The following is a 16641-nucleotide window of genomic DNA, read 5'->3' as shown; positions in this document are numbered from 1 at the left end:
GGCGCACTGAGGAGCAAGATACATGCGCGCTGCCGTTATGCAGGGCCTGCACAAGCCGCTCACGGTCGAGACGGTGCCCGATCCCGTGCCTGGTGCGGGCGAAGTTATGGTAAAGATCGGCCGCTGCGGCATTTGCGGCTCCGACTTGCACATGACCGAGGACCCGGCCTACGGGCAGGGCGCGGGCTCGATCCTCGGACATGAGTTTGCGGGCGAAGTCATCGAGCTTGGCAAAGGTGTTGAAGGGCTCGCCAAGGGGGACCTCGTCGCAGTCAGCCCGCTCAAGAGCTGCGGCAGCTGCCCGGCTTGCCTCGCCGGCAATGTCTCGTGGTGCGACAGATTTGGCCTGCAGGGTGGCGGCTATGCCGAGTATGCGCTCACCATGCCAAATCAGTGCGTGAAGCTGCCGAGATCCGCCAGCCTTGCCGATGGTGCAATCATCGAACCGCTCGCCGTCGCGCTCCACGGCGTGGCCATGGCGGGCATGCGGATCGGCGACAAGGTGCTGATCCTCGGCGCGGGACCCATTGGCCTTGCCACCGCCTTCTGGGCGCGCCGCATGGGGGCAGGGCGGGTCGTCATGCAGGATGTCGCCACCTGGCAGCAGGAACGTGCGCTCAGCATGGGGGCACATGATTTCATCGCCGACCGGATCGATCCCATTGGCGCCGCAGAGCGGGCACTGGGCGGCAAGGCAGACGTGGTATTCGAATGCGTTGGCGTTCCGGGCCTCATTGCACAGGCGGTGGAGCAGGTGCGGCCGCGCGGCTGCATCGTGCTGCTTGGCCTATGCACCGTTCCCGATACCTTCAACAGCTTTGCCATGCTCTCGAAGGAAGTGCGCCTGATCACCTCGGCCTTCTTCACCACGCACGAATACCAGGCCGCACTCGATGCGCTGGATAGGGGCGCCGCCGAACCGCGCCTCCTCGTTACCGAAACCATCCCGCTCGATAGCACCCCCACCGTGTTCGAGGCGCTCCGCCGCCGCACCGAACAGTGCAAGGTGCTGATCGCGCCGGGAACGTGAAAAAAACACACAAGGAGAGGCCGATGAACATCGCGACGACCCTGCCGACAAACGCGATCGAACGTGCGGTATTCGAATGCATGAACCCAACCGAGGCGCTCTTCGATGCGACCACGAACCCGCTGCACCGCGCGATCCTCCTCAACTTCTGGCGCCACGTGCACCTCGAAGGGGCAGGGCTGTTCGATGACATCACCGCCAGCGACATGATGGTCGACCACCCGGTCTATCGCGTCACCTGGGGCGCAAACCCCGCCGTGATCGAGGGCAAGGATGGTGTGAAGGGCTTCTACAACAGCGTCGGGCAGGCGGTGCTCTGGCACTCGGACGACCGCCTTGCGGTGAATGACTGGGGCATCTGCGACGAGATCACTTTCCACCAGCTCGCCAAGGGCGCGGACCTTGCCGCCATGGGCTATGATGCACCCAAAGCCGACGCGCTCTACCACGTGTCGAGCCGTCAGGCCTTTATCTGGCCCTACGACGACAGGGCGCGGCTCGCAGGCGAACACCTTTATGAAGATCCGACCAGCATCCGGCTAGAGGAAGTGCCAGCGGATGAGGCGACGACACCGGCTGCCATTCAAGCCATCCACAAGGCCAAGCTGGCCGAACTCGAAGCCCGCTTCGGTCCGCGCTACTGGGTCTATCAGGGCTGAAGAGAGGGCCCATGCGCAGTTTCCACAACAAGCGGGTTTTCGTCACCGGCGGGGCGAGCGGGATCGGTCTCGGTATCGTCAAGGCGCTGGCGAAGCGCGGCGCCTTCGTGGTGATTGCGGATCTCAGGCCCGATCACATCGACCGTGCGCTGGTGGAAATCCGCGAGGCCGGCCTTGCCAATACGGTGGCTGCGCTGACCCTCGACGTTACCGATCGCGCCGCGTTCGCGGCTGTCGCTGAGCGTATGGATATCGAACTCGGCGGGATAGACATTCTTGTCAACAATGCCGGTGTCGGCGTCGAAGGCCCGGTGCTCGAAGCGGGCTATGCCGATTGGGATTATGGCCTCGGCGTCAATCTGGGCGGCGTGGTCAATGGCCTCCAAAGCTTTCTTCCGCGCATGATCGCGCATGGGCGCGGCGGGCATGTGGTCAACGTTTCCTCGCTTGCCGCAGCGGTGCGGATGCCCGCCAATTTCGCGATCTATGCGGCGGGCAAGGCCGCAGTGCTGAACCTCTCGGAGAACATGCGAGAGGAACTGGCGGGGAAGGGGATCGGCATGTCGGTGCTCTGCCCGGCGTTCGTGCGATCCAATATTCATGAGGCCGCCCTCAACCGCCCGGCGCACCTGCGCGAAGGCAGCGGTTTTGCCAATAGCGAGGCATCGCTGCTGGAACGCCCGCCCGGGAATGACTGGATGGACCCGGAAACCGTCGGTGAAATCGTCGCCGAAGGCATTCTTGCGGGCCGGCTCCATATCGTCACCCACGGTGAGTTCCGCGACAAGATGCGCGAGCGCAATGAAGCCTTGATGGACGCAGTCCCGCAAGCCGCCTTTCAGTATTAGGCCGCCTTTTCCTCGCGCACGCGCAGCATTGCGAACGCGGCAGCGGCCAGCACCACCGCGCCCACGAGCATGGTCCACTTGGGTTCGGTGGGGAAGAAACTGCGGATCACCCCGCCCATGATCGTCGCGACCATGAGCTGCGGCACGACGATGAACACGTTGAACACGCCGATGTAGATGCCGAACTTGTGCGGCGGCAGCACCCGCGTGAGGATCACGTAAGGCATCGCGAGGATCGAGGCCCAGGCCACGCCGACGAAGACCATCGGCAGCAACAGCAGCCACGGATCGCGCACGACGAGCAACATCAGAAGGCCCGAACCGCCGCCAAGCAGGCAGAGCGCATGCGTTTGCGCATTGCCGATGCGCTTTGCCAGCAACGGCAGCAGGAACGCCGCGAACGCCGCCACGCCGTTGTAGAACGCGAACATCACGCCCACCCAGTCGGCGCCGGCATTATAGGCCGCGCCCGTCGTGTCCGTCGCCCCGAAGGCATACTTTGTGACGACCGGCGTCGTGTAGATCCACAGGATGAACAGGCCGGTCCAGGTGAAGAACTGGGCTACCGCCAATTGCCGCATCTGCGCGGGCATCTGCGCCAGGTCGCTCATGATTTCTGCCAGCGCGCCTTTGGCCTTGGTGGCGCGCAGCACGATCTGTGCGAAGCCAAAGAGAGCGAGCCCGCCGCCCAGCACATAGAGCTGCTTGTCGAGTCCCAGTTCGTTCACCGCCGCGAGCAGAGCCGCGCCAATCACCAGCCACATCGGCCCGCGCGGCGAATAGACAAGTGCTTGTGCTTGCTCTGCGGCATGGCTCCGGTCGCCATTGAACGCCGCCATTTCTTCAGGGCCGTACTCTTGAACGTTGAAGGCGGTCCACGCGACCGCCAGCACCATCGCTGCCGCACCGATATAGAAGCTCAACCGCACGGAATCCGGGATGACGCCCTCCGGCGCCGTGTTGGCAATGCCGAAGTGGGTGAACACCGCCGGCAGCACGCTGCCGATCACTGCGCCCGCACCGATGAACCAGGTTTGTAGCGCAAACCCTTGTGCGCGCTGGTCATCAGGCGTCATGTCGCCCACGAAGGCGCGGAAGGGCTCCATCGCGATATTGAGCGAGGCATCGAGCAACCAGAGGAAGCCCGCCGCGAGCAGAAGCACACCCGTCTGTGGCAGGCCCAGCAGCGCCAGCGCCGAAAGCACTGCGCCTGCCACGAAATAGGGCCGCCGCCGCCCGAAGCGGCCCCACGTGCGGTCCGAATAGTGCCCGATCAGCGGCTGCACGATAAGGCCGGTCACCGGCCCGGCGATCCAGAGAAACGCGAGGTCGTCGACACTGCTGCCAAGCGACTGGAAGATGCGGCTGACATTGGCGTTCTGCAGCCCGAAGGCGAGCTGGATGCCGAAGAAGCCGAAGCTCACGTTCCACAGCCCCCAGAAGGACTGCTGCGGTTTCTGGCGAGTGGTCACGCGGTTCGGCTCCCCCGATGCGCCCGGATAGCCGGGTCATCTGCTTTGTTATCTCTGCCTTGTCCCTAGGCGAGCGTTGCCACGTGAGCAGCAATGCATACGAATGTTATCCATATGCCTGCATTAATATGCAGGGCCGAACTACCCGCCCGTACTGCCGCGCACGACAAGGCGGGTGGGCAGGAATGGCGAGGGCGGCGGTTTGTCCTCGACTTGCGCCATCACCGTTTCCACCAGCGCGACCCCGGCATGGCGCATGTCCTGCATCACCGTGGTGAGCGGCGGCGAGGTCAGGCTGGCAGCCGGGATATCGTCGAAGCCAACGACGGCGACATCACTGGGAACGCTGAGCCCCGCCTCCGCCAGCGCGCGCATCGCCCCGATGGCGATAAGATCGCTGGCCGCAAAGATGGCATCGAACGCCTTGCCGCCCTGCATGAGCTTGCGCGCGGCCTGATAGCCCAGTTCTTCAGAGGAGATCGCCGGCACGACAAGCTCGGGATCATGCGTCAGCCCCGCCGTCTCGACCGCGCGGACAAGTCCCTCATAGCGGTTCTTGAACTCGGGATAGTGGCTGTCCGCCTGGCCCAGAAACGCGATACTGCGCCGTCCGCGCGCCAGGAGGTGCTCTCCTGCAAGGCGGCCCGCGCCGAAATTGTCCGAACCGACCGTGGCACCGATAGTATCGGGCTCTACTGCACCCCAGCGTACGAAATGCGCGCCGCTGCGCACCAATTGGCGCAGGCGGCTTTCGTAGAGCGTGTAGTCGCCATAGCCGAGCAGGATGAGTCCGTCGGCACGGTGGCTGTCCTGATACCGCTTGTGCCAATCATCATCGAGCCGCTGGAACGAGATCAGCAGATCAAGCCCGCGCGCCGCGCAGTGCCGGGTGATCGAGCCGAGCATGGCGAGGAAGAACGGGTTGATCCCGGACTCGTCTGGCGTCGGGTCCTCGAAAAACAGCAGCGCCAGCGTGTTCGAGCGCTGCGAACGCAGCGAAGAAGCGTTCTTGTCGACCGTGTAGCCAAGTTGGCGGGCAATCGCCTCGATCTTCTGGCGCGTGGCGAGGCTGACCGACTTGCTGCCGCGCAGCGCCCGGCTCACCGTTGGCTGCGAAACGCCCGCCAGATAGGCGATATCGAAACTGGTCGGCTTGTTGGACGGCCTGCGGCCCATCGCGTGCAACCTCCTCCCGTGCCGCCGCAGGTTTGCCCTGACTGATCAGCAAGAAGTGCAACTTACGCATGAAAATGCATGGAAGCAATTGCCCCCTAGGACTCGGCGATATGAGCAGGGTTTGCGGGGGCGGAGCGTGACAATTCAGCCTCACCACCACGCGCTAAACCCCCGGAATCGCGATGGTATACGTATGCCATATTCGTTCCCATCCACTCCGGTTCTACCCAGCACATCGTACTGGACCCGGAAAAACCGCGTTCCGACAATGTTGAGGCCACGATCTGGCCGCATGGGGGAGATATGATTTCCATGGCTAAGCACACCCTTTTTGCCCTCGGCAGTTCGGCGATTGCGCTGACCGCTGCCGCGCTTGCTGCGCCGGCGTTTGCGCAGGATGCTGCGCCGCAAGCCGCACAGGCCGCTGCTGATGCGCCCGCTGCCGATGAGGCCGCCATCGTCGTTACCGGCTACCGCGCCTCGCTGAATGCTTCGGCCTCGATCAAGCGCGGCGCGCCGACAATCGTCGAAGCGCTTTCGGCTGAAGACATCGGCAAGCTGCCCGACGTGTCGATCGCGGACTCGCTCGCCCGCCTGCCCGGCGTCACTTCGCAGCGCCTCGAAGGCCGCGACCAGCGCCTCTCGATCCGCGGCCTCGGCCCCGATTTCGGCACCACGCTGCTGAACGGCCGCGAGCAGGTCACCGTCGGCGACAACCGCGGCGTCGAGTACGACCAGTACCCGGCCGAATTCTTCAAGAACGTCGTCGTCTACAAGGCCCCGACCCCGTCGCTGGTCGCCGCCGGTATCGCCGGCACCGTCGATCTGCGCATGCTGCGCCCGCTGTCGCAGAAGGACCGCATCATCGCGCTGCAGGTCCGCGGCCAGATGAACGGCCAGAAGAAGCTCAACCCCGATGGCACGCGCTTCGGCTACCGCGCCTCGGCCGCCTATGTCGACAAGTTCGCCGATGACACCTTTGGTATCGCCATCGGTTTCTCGGCGACGAGCGCGCCTTCGCAGAACGAGCGCTACAACGCCTGGGGCTTCCCGCAGCTGAACCAGACCGGTGCGAGCGTTCCGGTCAAGACCAAGGATACCGACCTCATCCTCGGCGGTGCGAAGCCCTACGTTCAGTCCAACAAGCTGGAGCGGTACGGCGCTGTCGCCACGCTCGAGTACCAGCCGAGCGACAACTTCCATTCGACGCTCGACATTCTCTATTCGAAGTTCAAGGAAACCCAGATCCTGCGCGGCATCGAATTCCCGCTGGGCTGGGGTGATGGCGGGACGGTCGCCTCGGGCCTGAAGGCGTCCAACGGCTTCGTCACGGAGGCGACCTTCTCGGGTGTCCATGCCGTGCAGCGCAACGACCGCAACAAGCGCGACGCGGACAACTTCTCGGTGGGCTGGAACAACCAGATCGGCCTCAGCGACAAGGTCCACCTGAACCTTGACGCGGCCTACAGCTTTGCCAAGCGCACCGACGATCTGCTCGAAACCTACACCGGCACCGGCTATGGGCTGAGCGGCGCGTCCGACACCGTGAAGGTCACTGCAAACCCCAACGGCACCTTCGATATCGTGCCGACGCTCAACTATGCCGACAGCAAGGTGTTTGGGCTGACCGACCCGCGTGGCTGGGGTTACAACGGCACCAAGGCAGTGGTTCAGGCAGGCTTCCTCAACCGTCCCAAGTTCAAGGACGAGCTGCTTTCGCTGCGCGCCGATCTTGATGGCGCGATCGAAGGCGCGGGTCCGATCGCCGGTTGGCAGTTTGGTGGCAACTTCACCCGCCGCAAGAAGACCTCGGCGTTCACTTCGTTCTTCCTCTGCCCCAAGGGCGCCGGCAGCAACTGCTCGGTGGATAGCGGCACGACCAAGTTCGCGCCCATTCCGGAAGCGGCCATCATCGGCTCGGTTCCGCTGGCCTACCTCGGCGTGCCGCAGATGCTGGCGCTCGATCCGGTCTACCTCGTCAACAACTCGCTCGCCTCGGTCTACGACAATCGTCCGGAATCGCTGGTGCGCGACAACACCGTGACGGAAAAGGTCTACACCGCCTACGGCATGATCAAGCTTGACGGCGATGTCGGTGGCAAGAAGCTCACCGGGTCGATCGGTGTGCAGGCGGTCTACACCGACCAGAGCTCGACCGGCTCGATCTCGCGGTTTGACTCGACCACCGGCACAGTGCTGGTCGTGCCGGCCACGGGCGGCGACAAGTTCTGGCGCGTGTTGCCGAGTGCGAACTTTGCGCTCGAAGTGGCGAACGCCACTTACGTGAAGCTGGCCGGTTCGCTGAGCATGGTGCGCCCGCGCCTCGATCAGGAGCGTGTGAACCAGGAACTGAGCTTCAACTTCCAGAACCTCGAAGCGAACGATCCGCTCCGGCCCTTCTTCCAGTCCAAGGGCGGCAATGCCCAGCTGCGGCCCTACCGCTCGGCTAATGTCGACTTGTCGGTCGAGCATTACTTCCCGAAGGGCGGCTACGTCTCGCTGGCCGGCTATTACAAGAAGCTGACCGACTTCGTGAACCCGCAGCAGAACCTTCCGTTCGACTTCTCGGCGGTGGCGGCAGCGCTCCCGGCGGCGATCCGCGACAAGCTCAAGACAACGCAGGGCGTCGTCTCGCAGCCGCTCAACGATGGTGGCGGCTCGCTCAAGGGTGCGGAACTCACGCTTTCGCTGCCGTTCTCGCTGCTCACGCCTTCGCTTGACGGCTTCGGCTTCTACGGCAGCGGTTCCTACACCGACAGCAAGATCACGCTGAACAGCGATCCGGCGAACCCGATCACGTTGCCGGGTCTGTCGGACTGGGTGGGCAATGCCTCGATCTACTACGAGAAGCACGGCCTCCAGCTGCGCGCTTCGTACCGCTATCGCTCGAAGTTCCTCGCCGAGGTCGCTGGTCTTTCGGCCAACCCGACCTACCGCACGGCCAAGGCGGAAGGCATTCTCGATGCTCAGATCGGATATGACTTCCAGCCCGGTTCGGCGCTCGAAGGCCTTTCGATCCTGTTCCAGGCGCGCAATCTCACCGATCGTCCGTTCATTACATACCAGAACAACGATCCGCGTCAGGTGATCGACTACCAGCGCTATGGTCGGGACTTCTACGTGGCGGTCAGCTACAAGTTCTGAAGTCGTATGCGGGCCGGGCGGATGGCTTGCTGCAAGTCCATCCGCCCGGTACCTTTGACCGATGCCTGAAATCTTGGCCCAGCTCTGGCAGGTCGTCCGCAGTGCGGATCGCCGTGCCGGAAGCGCGGGTGTCTGCCATCCACGTGGCGGCACATGAACTGGATACCACCTTCCGGCCCACCCTCCGGACCACAGGGAGCCTGCGATGAGCAGCACTGACACCAGCGGCAACGCAGGCGCCCGATCCGGCCCGACAAGCGGCCCGGTCCGGATCGTCGTCGCTGGCGGCGGGACCGCCGGATGGATGGCCGCTGCCGCCTTCGGTCATTTCCTTGATACCGGCTTCACCGTCACGCTCGTCGAATCCGAGGAGATCGGAACCGTCGGCGTTGGTGAAGCGACGATCCCCCAGATCCGCATGTTCAATCAGGCGCTCGGGATCGACGAGGATGCCTTCATCCGTGCCACGCAGGCAACCTTCAAGCTGGCGATCGAATTCGTGGGCTGGGGAGCGCCCGGTCAACGCTACATGCATGCCTTCGGCGATGTCGGTCGCGATGTGGGGCTATGCGCGTTTCATCATTACTGGTCGCGCGGGCGCCGCCTTGGCCTTGCCGGGCCTGTGGGTGATTATGCGATCAACGATGTTGCTGCGCGCTCTGGCCGCATGCACCGCGGTGCTCCACTAACCAGCCGCAACATCCCTGAAATGCCCCACGCGTTCCACTTCGACGCCGGGCTCTATGCCGCCTTCCTGCGCCAGTTTGGCGAAGCCCGCGGCGTCACGCGGCGCGAGGGGAGGATCGCCGAAGTCCGGCAGGATCCGCTTAGCGGCAACATCACCTCGCTCGTCCTGGCCTCTGGCGAAGAGATTGCCGGCGATCTCTTCATCGATTGCACCGGTTTTCGCGGGCTCCTGATCGGCGGCACCATGGGCGCTGGCTATGTCGACTGGACACACTGGCTTCCGTGCGACCGCGCGCTTGCCGTGCCGAGTGGTCGGGTCGAGGATTTCTCGCCCTATACCCGCGCGACGGCGCATGCAGCGGGCTGGCAATGGCGGATTCCGCTGCAGCATCGCACCGGCAACGGCCGCGTCTATTGCAGCGCCTTCACCTCGGATGATGAGGCGGCGGCAAGCCTGCTCGCGCACCTCGATGCGCCTGCGCTCGCCGATCCGCGCCCGATCCGTTTCACCACTGGCCGCCGCACCGAAGCGTGGCGCGGCAACGTGATCGCAGTCGGACTTTCGAGCGGGTTTCTTGAGCCGCTGGAATCGACCAGCATCCATCTCATCCAGTCAGCGATTTCGCGCATCCTCAAGTTCCTGCCCGGCAAAGACCAGACCCAAGCCGCGCGCGACGAGTACAACCGGCAATTCACCTTCGAGATGGAGCGCATCCGCGATTTCATCGTGCTGCACTACCATGTGAACCAGCGGCCCGAACCATTCTGGCAGGCAGTGCGCGATATGGCGCTGCCGGACAGTCTTTCGGAGCGGATCGAGCTTTTCCGCGCCAATGGCCACATCTTCCGGCACGGCGACGAGCTTTTCAGCGAAGTGGGCTGGTTTCAAGTCATGGCGGGGCAGGGGATCGTGCCCGAGCGTAGCCATGCGCTGGCCGAGACGATCGATGAGGCCGATCTCAAGGGCTACCTTGAGACACTCAACGCGCTCTACCGCCGCGAGGTCGAGCGCTATCCGAGCCACGCCGAGTTCATCGCACGCAATTGCGCCGCGCCACCGCTCAATCTCGGCGCCGCCGCGTGAAGACCTTGGCCTGTCTTGCCTTGCTGGCCGCGCTGGCAGCGACGAGCGCGCCGGTCCGCGCCGATGTCCCGCTGGACGCCGTGCGTGCGCGTCCAGCGGCAGGCGAGGTCATCTACTTTCTGCTTCCCGACCGGTTCGAGAACGGCGATACCGCCAACGACCGCGGCGGCCTGAAGGGTGACCGGCTCAAGACCGGCTTCGATCCTGCCGCGAAAAGCTTCTATCACGGCGGCGATCTCAAGGGGCTGATCCAGCGGCTCGATTATATCAAGGGCCTCGGCGCCACCGCTGTCTGGGTCGGGCCGGTGTTCAAGAACAAGCCGGTGCAGGGCAGCCCCGGGCAGGAAAGCGCCGGCTATCACGGCTACTGGATCACCGATTTCACCCGCGTCGATCCGCACTTCGGCACCAACGCCGATTTCAAGGCGCTCGTCGAGGCCGCCCATGCGCGCGGTCTCAAGGTCTACATGGACATCATCGCCAACCATACGGCGGACGTGATCCAGTACCGCGAGCAGGGCGGGCCAGTTCCCTATGCCTATCGTTCCCGCGCAGATTATCCCTATGCGCGCAAAGGCGGGGTGAACGGTCCGGCTATCAATCCCGGATTTGCGAGTGACGAGGACTCTTCGGCCGCCAACTTCGCGAAGCTCACCGATCCCACCTTCGCCTACACGCCCTATGTCCCGGCAGGCGAAGAGCACGTCAAAGTACCCGAGTGGCTTAACGATCCCGCGTACTATCACAATCGTGGCAACACCACCTTCACCGGCGAGAGCAGCCGCTTTGGTGATTTCGTCGGTCTGGATGATCTGTTCACCGAACACCCGCGCGTGCGCGCAGGCATGATCGCTATCTATCGGCAATGGATCGAGGATTTCGGCATCGACGGTTACCGCATCGACACGGCTCGGCATGTCGACCCCGGCTTCTGGCAGGCATTCATTCCGCCCATGCTTGAAGCTGCCAAGGCCAAAGGCATTCCGAACTTCACGATCTTCGGCGAAGTCGCGCGGGAGGAGCCGGGCAATGGCTACATCGCGCAGTACACCCGGCGCGACGGCTATCCGGCGGTGCTGGATTTCGCATTCCAGGGTTCGGTCCGCGCCGCGCTGGGGGCGGGCAAGGGCACCAGCGTGCTGGCCGAACTGTTCGACGGCGATGTGCTCTATGAAGGCGGCGAAAAGGCCGCGCTCGCGATGCCGACGTTCCTGGGCAACCACGACATGGGCCGATTTTCCACGCTGATCCGGCATGATCGCCCGGGCATCAGTGCGGCCGAACTCGAAGCACGGGTGCGCCTCGCCCATGTCATGCTGCTCACTCTGCGCGGCGCGCCAGTGATCTACTATGGCGACGAGCAGGGTTATGTGGGCGATGGCAACGACACCGATGCGCGCGAGGACATGTTCGCAAGCAAGACGGCAAGCTATCTCGACAATCCGGTGATGGACGCAGCCCGGCCCGCGGCTTCCGACCATTTCGATCCTGCGCACCCGTTCTACCGCTTGATCCGCGATCTCGCCGCCTTGCGCGCCGCCCACCCGGCTCTTGCGCGCGGGCGCCAGGTCGTGCGCGGCTATGAGGAAAAGCCCGGTCTTTTCAGCGTCTCACGCTTCGACCCCGATTCGGGCGCCGAGTACCTCATCGCCTTCAACACCTCCGACGCGCCGATCCATGCGGCGAGCGTTGTTGGCACTTCGGCCGAAAAGCTTGAAACCCTGTTCGGCACTTGCCCTGCCCGCGTCTCCGCGTCTGGTAGCATCTCGCTCGATCTGCCGGCGTTTGGCAGCGCTGTTTGCCGCCTCATCCCTTCCTCCCCAGGGACTCAGACTACCAAATGACCAAAGCGACTGCAAAGGCCCACCCTGTTCCCGCCGCCCAAGAACTTCCGTGGTGGCGCGGCGCGGCGATCTATCAGATCTATCCGCGCAGTTTCTGCGACGCGAACGGTGACGGGATCGGCGATCTGCCGGGGATCACCGCGCGGCTCGATCATGTCGCCTCGCTGGGTGTCGATGCGATCTGGGTGTCGCCCTTCTTCACTTCGCCAATGCGCGATTTCGGCTATGACGTGGCGGATTACTGCGATGTCGATCCGATTTTTGGCACGCTGGCGGATTTCGACCGCATGGTCGAGCGCGCGCACGAACTCGGTCTCAAAGTCACGATCGATCAGGTTTATGCCCATACCTCGGACCAGCATCCATGGTTCGAGGAGAGCCGACAGAGCCGGGATAACCTGCGCGCGGACTGGTATGTCTGGGCCGATCCGCAGGAAGACGGCTCCCCGCCGTCGAACTGGCAATCGGTCTTCGGCGGTCCGGCGTGGACCTGGGATGCGCGCCGCTGCCAGTATTACCTGCACAATTTCCTGAGCAGCCAGCCGCAGATCAACGCTCACAATCCGGCGGTGCAGGAGGCGTTGCTCGGCGTGATGCAGTTCTGGCTGGACCGGGGCGTCGACGGCTTCCGGATCGATGCGCTCAATTTCCTCATGCACGACCCGGGCCTGCGCAACAATCCACCCGCGCCCTACGACGGGCGTCGCCGCACGCGCCCGTTCGACTATCAGCTCAAGATCTACAACCAGTCGCACCCCGATATCGTGCGCTTCATCGAGCGTCTGCGCAGCCTCTGCAACCGCTACGGTGCGGTTTTCACGCTGGCAGAAGTCGGGGGCGATCTGGCCGAGACGGAGATGCAGGAATTCACCGCGGGCGATGAACGCCTCAACAGCGCCTATGGCTTCGATTTCCTCTACGCCGATCGCCTGACGCCGCAGCTTGTCGCCGACACGCAGGCCAAGTGGCCCGATAGGCCGGGCAAGGGCTGGCCGAGCTGGGCCTTCGAGAACCACGACGCGCCGCGTGCATTGTCGCGCTGGTGCGCGCCGCAGGATGTCGAGGCTTTCGGGCGGATGAAGGCCATGCTGCTCGCCTCGCTGCGCGGCAATATCATTGTCTATCAGGGCGAGGAACTTGGCCTCACGCAGGTCGATATTCCCTTCGAGCAGATCCAGGACCCCGAAGCGATCGCCAATTGGCCGCTGACGCTTTCGCGCGATGGTGCGCGCACGCCGCTACCGTGGCTGGCGCAGAGCGAGCAGGGCGGGTTCACCACCGGCCAGCCCTGGCTGCCGCTCGGCGATGCCAATCATGCCCGCGCGATCGATCTGCAGGAAGCCGATCCGGCCTCACTGCTGAACCTCACGCGCGCACTGCTCAACTTGCGCAGGCAAAATCCGGCGCTGCGCACCGGGGATTTCACCGTGCTGCATGCGAGTGGCAACGTACTGGCCTTCCGCCGCAGCGCGGTCGGCTCGCGCGTGGTCGGTGTGTTCAACATCGGCCACCACGCCGCGCCGTGGCCCGCCGCCGCGTCGCCCGCAGGCAGCGTGTTGAACGCCGTCAACGGTGCCGCTCCCGGCACCCTGCCGCCCTTCGGCGCCCTGCTGATCGAGGAATGACCAAAACCATGCTCCGCCTGAACCGCAAGGCCGCCCTCATGGCGCTGGCCGCCGCGCTGCTGCCCAATGCCGCTTTCGCTCAGACCGCGCCGCAGAAGGCCGTCGTTACCGCCGCATCGCCCGATGGCAGCCTCGTCCTCACCGTCACCACTGATGGCAGCGACCGCCCGGTCTACTCGCTCTCGCGCAAGGGCAAGCTGCTGATTGGCGCCTCCAAGCTCGGCTTTACGCTGACGGACGGGCTTAATCTGGTGCGTGGCTTCCGCATCACTGGTTCGGAAGCCGCGAGCGCAGACAGCACGTGGGAACAGCCCTGGGGCGAGCGGCGCTTCGTGCGCGATCATCACAACGAAGTGCTCGTCCGCTTCGAACAGAATGCCGACTACGCCGGCCGCCGGATGAACGTGCGCTTCCGCCTGTTCAATGATGGCTTCGGCTTTCGCTATGAACTGCCCGAGCAGCCCGGCCTAAAGACGCTGAAGATCGGTGACGAGTGGACCGAGTTCGACATCGCGCAGCCCGGCACCGCATTCTGGGTAGCTGGCCTTGAATGGAACCGCGAGGAACAGATCTACCAGCGCACGCCGATCGATGCGGTCGCCACCGCGCAGACACCGATCACCATGTGGCTTGAGGACGGCACGCACCTCGCGTTCCATGAGGCCGCACTGGTCGATTATTCGGCGATGTACTTCAAGCGCGCCGAGCGGCAGTTGTTCCGCACGACTCTAGCGCCATCCTCGCGCGGCTCCGCCGTGATCCGCGACCTGCCGTTCAACACCCCCTGGCGCACGATCCGCATTGCCGACAGCGCGGCGGGCCTTGTCGAGAACGATCTCGAGCTCAATCTCAACGAGCCGAACAAGATCGGCGATGTCTCGTGGTTCAAGCCGATGAAGTACATCGGCATCTGGTGGGGCATGATCCGCGGCGACTGGACCTGGGCCGAAGGTCCGCGCCACGGCGCAACCACCGAGCGCGCCAAGCAGTACATCGATTTCGCTGCGAAGAACGGCTTCGGCGGGCTTCTCGTCGAAGGATGGGACAAGGGCTGGAATGGTGACTGGTTCGGCCACGGGCAGGACTTCAGCTTTACCGAGGCGGTGCCGGATTTCGATCTCAAGGCCGTCACCGCCTATGCCGCGAAGAAGAAGGTCCAGTTGATTGGCCACAACGAGACAGGCGGCAACATCGCCAACTACGAGGCCCAGCTCGAACCGGCGATGAAGCTGTATCAGTCGCTCGGCATGCATTCGGTCAAGACCGGCTATGTCGCGGACGCTGGCGGGATCATCGCCCCCGGCGACAAGCCCGGCGAAGTCCGCATGGAATGGCATGAAGGCCAGCGCAACGTGCAGCACCACATGAAGGTCGTCGAAACGGCGGCAAAGTATCAGGTGGCGATTGATGCGCACGAGCCGGTCAAGGACACCGGGCTCCGCCGCACATACCCAAACTGGATCGACCGCGAAGGCGCGCGCGGCATGGAGTATAACGCCTGGGGTGAGTTCGCCAACGGGCCGGACCATGAGCCGACGCTGGTCTACACCCGCATGCTTTCGGGTCCGATGGATTTCACCCCCGGCATGCTCAGCCTGGAAGGGGCGAACCACGTGCCGCTGGCCTCGACGCTTGCCAAGCAGCTCGGGCTCTATCTCGCAATCTATTCGCCGATCCAGATGGCATCGGATTTCATCGAGAGCCTTGCTGCGCATCCGAAAGAACTGGAGTTCATTCGCGCAGTTCCCGCAGACTGGTCGGAGAGCCACCTGATCGCGGGTGCAGTAGGTGATTACGCAATCTTCGCGCGCAAGGACCGCAACAGCGAGGACTGGTTCGTCGGCGGCGTGAACGACGCCACTGCGCGCGATGTCACGCTCGCGATGGATTTCCTCGACGCGGGCAAGACCTATACCGCGACGATCTGGAAGGACGGGGAAGGGGCGACTTATGCCACTGAAGCCCGCCACAAGATCGCCTATGCGACGCTGACTGTGAAGAAGGGCGACAAGATCCCGCTCTGGCTCGCCCCTGGTGGCGGCGCTGCGATCAGGCTCCATCCGGGCAAGTGACCATGTGGCGCTTGCTCCTCCTCCTCGCCGCGCTGCTCTTGCCGGGGCTGGCCGCCGCCCAGGAGGACACCGGGCGGCGCATCGAATACACCGAGGTGCGGGCGGCGGGTCTCCCGCCCCAGCGCTTCACGATCTGGCTGCCGCCGGGCTACGACACTTCGGGCAAGCGTTATCCTGTGCTTTACATGCACGACGGGCACAATCTGTTCGATCTGAAGAACAGCAATTTCAACAAGATCTGGGCGGCCGACAAGGCCATGCTCACGGTAATGGGGCAGGGGATCGAGCCGCGCATCATTGTCGGCATCTGGGCCCCCGGCGAGGACCGGTTCCGCCAGTACCTGCCGCGCCCCGCCTATGATGCCGCGCCGCCTGCGCTGAAAGCAAAGATGGACGCGATCGCCGCCGCGCCGGTGATCTCGGATGCTTATCTCGCTTGGCTCGCCGGGCCGCTCAAGACCTGGGTCGATGCTTCGTTCCGCACCCGACCGGGCCGGGAGGATACCGCCATCGCGGGCTCCAGCATGGGCGGCCTGATGAGCTGCTACGCCATCGCCGCGCGCCCCGATGGCTACGGGCAGGCCGCCTGCATCAGTTCGCACTGGCCCGCCATCGGCCCCGATACGATCAAGGGCTTCAACTCCGAAACGCTGGCGCTCTGGACCGGCTTCTTCGATCGCACGATGGGCGCTCCCGCCGGCCGGCGCATCTGGATGGACCATGGCACAGCCACGCTCGATGCCTTTTACGCGCCCTATCAGGAACCGATCGACGCCGAATTCGCAAAGCTTGGCTGGCGGCGCGGTAGCGATTTCGAGAGCCGCATCTACCCGGGCGCAGAGCACGAAGAGAACGCCTGGGCCGCGCGCCTGCCGGAAATCTTCGAATGGCTCTTCCGGCGCTGAGGCTTGTCCATTCCAACTCGCATACTTATGCGTGCTGAAGCCCAAGGCATTCGGGTCTAGGGAGCCTTCGGGCGCTCTCGTGCAGCTGCCCGGTT

At 64.2% G+C, this 16641-nt stretch carries 11 protein-coding genes; 9 read left to right on the top strand and 2 right to left on the bottom strand.

The features are described 5' to 3' along the window. The first annotated feature begins 22 nt into the window (after positions 1-22). From Q0082_RS09705 to Q0082_RS09695, 3 genes are read left to right on the top strand one after another with little or no spacing between them, the layout of a single operon-like run. Positions 23-1030, top strand: a complete 1008-nt coding sequence (locus Q0082_RS09705) for an alcohol dehydrogenase catalytic domain-containing protein (protein ID WP_298191963.1) — start codon at positions 23-25, stop codon at positions 1028-1030. A 23-nt stretch (positions 1031-1053) separates the two neighbouring features. Continuing rightward, complete coding sequence (locus tag Q0082_RS09700) at positions 1054-1689, top strand: hypothetical protein (RefSeq protein WP_298191961.1); 636 nt, start codon at positions 1054-1056, stop codon at positions 1687-1689. 11 nt (positions 1690-1700) lie between these two features. After that, positions 1701-2537 (top strand): SDR family NAD(P)-dependent oxidoreductase, encoded by an 837-nt coding sequence (locus Q0082_RS09695; RefSeq protein WP_298191959.1) that lies wholly within the window; start codon positions 1701-1703, stop codon positions 2535-2537. On the opposite strand, the gene Q0082_RS09690 is transcribed toward Q0082_RS09695, so the two are convergent. Both Q0082_RS09690 and Q0082_RS09685 read right to left on the bottom strand, forming a co-directional pair. After that, the gene (locus Q0082_RS09690; protein WP_298191957.1) at positions 2534-4009 is read right to left on the bottom strand and encodes an MFS transporter; all 1476 of its coding nucleotides are present in this window, start codon (positions 4007-4009) and stop codon (positions 2534-2536) included. The genes Q0082_RS09695 and Q0082_RS09690 overlap by 4 nt on opposite strands. Positions 4010-4150: 141 nt before the next feature. Then, positions 4151-5185 (bottom strand): LacI family DNA-binding transcriptional regulator, encoded by a 1035-nt coding sequence (locus Q0082_RS09685; protein WP_298191954.1) that lies wholly within the window; start codon positions 5183-5185, stop codon positions 4151-4153. A gap of 312 nt (positions 5186-5497) precedes the next feature. Here Q0082_RS09685 and Q0082_RS09680 point away from each other — a divergent pair, with 312 nt between their 5' ends. From Q0082_RS09680 to Q0082_RS09655, 6 genes are all read left to right on the top strand, one after another. Further along, a complete protein-coding gene (locus Q0082_RS09680) occupies positions 5498-8329 on the top strand; it encodes a TonB-dependent receptor (protein WP_298191951.1) in 2832 nt (943 codons plus the stop codon). Between the two features lie 205 nt (positions 8330-8534). Beyond that, positions 8535-10100, top strand: coding sequence for a tryptophan halogenase family protein (locus Q0082_RS09675; RefSeq protein WP_298191949.1), 1566 nt, complete (start codon positions 8535-8537; stop codon positions 10098-10100). 71 nt (positions 10101-10171) lie between these two features. Further along, positions 10172-11944, top strand: coding sequence for an alpha-amylase family glycosyl hydrolase (locus tag Q0082_RS09670; protein ID WP_298192010.1), 1773 nt, complete (start codon positions 10172-10174; stop codon positions 11942-11944). Further along, complete coding sequence (locus Q0082_RS09665) at positions 11941-13569, top strand: alpha-glucosidase (protein ID WP_298191947.1); 1629 nt, start codon at positions 11941-11943, stop codon at positions 13567-13569. The genes Q0082_RS09670 and Q0082_RS09665 overlap by 4 nt, the downstream gene beginning before the upstream one ends. 8 nt (positions 13570-13577) lie before the next feature. Continuing rightward, the gene (locus Q0082_RS09660) at positions 13578-15641 is read left to right on the top strand and encodes a glycoside hydrolase family 97 protein (protein ID WP_298191945.1); all 2064 of its coding nucleotides are present in this window, start codon (positions 13578-13580) and stop codon (positions 15639-15641) included. 2 nt (positions 15642-15643) lie between these two features. After that, on the top strand, positions 15644-16546 hold the full coding sequence (locus Q0082_RS09655) for an alpha/beta hydrolase-fold protein (RefSeq protein WP_298191943.1): 903 nt from the start codon (positions 15644-15646) through the stop codon (positions 16544-16546). Positions 16547-16641: the final 95 nt, after the last annotated feature.

It is taken from the genome of Novosphingobium sp. (genome assembly GCF_027489515.1).
Classification (GTDB): Bacteria; Pseudomonadota; Alphaproteobacteria; order Sphingomonadales; family Sphingomonadaceae; genus Novosphingobium.
Note: the sequence above shows the minus strand (reverse complement) of the source record. Positions and strands in the feature narration are given on the sequence as shown.

Coding starts and splice junctions, on each gene's coding strand:
- Q0082_RS09705 (WP_298191963.1), top strand. CDS start 23: ATGCGCGCTGCCGTTATGCAGGGCCTGCACAAGCCGCTCACGGTCGAG.
- Q0082_RS09700 (WP_298191961.1), top strand. CDS start 1,054: ATGAACATCGCGACGACCCTGCCGACAAACGCGATCGAACGTGCGGTA.
- Q0082_RS09695 (WP_298191959.1), top strand. CDS start 1,701: ATGCGCAGTTTCCACAACAAGCGGGTTTTCGTCACCGGCGGGGCGAGC.
- Q0082_RS09685 (WP_298191954.1), bottom strand. CDS start 5,185: ATGGGCCGCAGGCCGTCCAACAAGCCGACCAGTTTCGATATCGCCTAT.
- Q0082_RS09680 (WP_298191951.1), top strand. CDS start 5,498: ATGGCTAAGCACACCCTTTTTGCCCTCGGCAGTTCGGCGATTGCGCTG.
- Q0082_RS09675 (WP_298191949.1), top strand. CDS start 8,535: ATGAGCAGCACTGACACCAGCGGCAACGCAGGCGCCCGATCCGGCCCG.
- Q0082_RS09665 (WP_298191947.1), top strand. CDS start 11,941: ATGACCAAAGCGACTGCAAAGGCCCACCCTGTTCCCGCCGCCCAAGAA.
- Q0082_RS09660 (WP_298191945.1), top strand. CDS start 13,578: ATGCTCCGCCTGAACCGCAAGGCCGCCCTCATGGCGCTGGCCGCCGCG.
- Q0082_RS09655 (WP_298191943.1), top strand. CDS start 15,644: ATGTGGCGCTTGCTCCTCCTCCTCGCCGCGCTGCTCTTGCCGGGGCTG.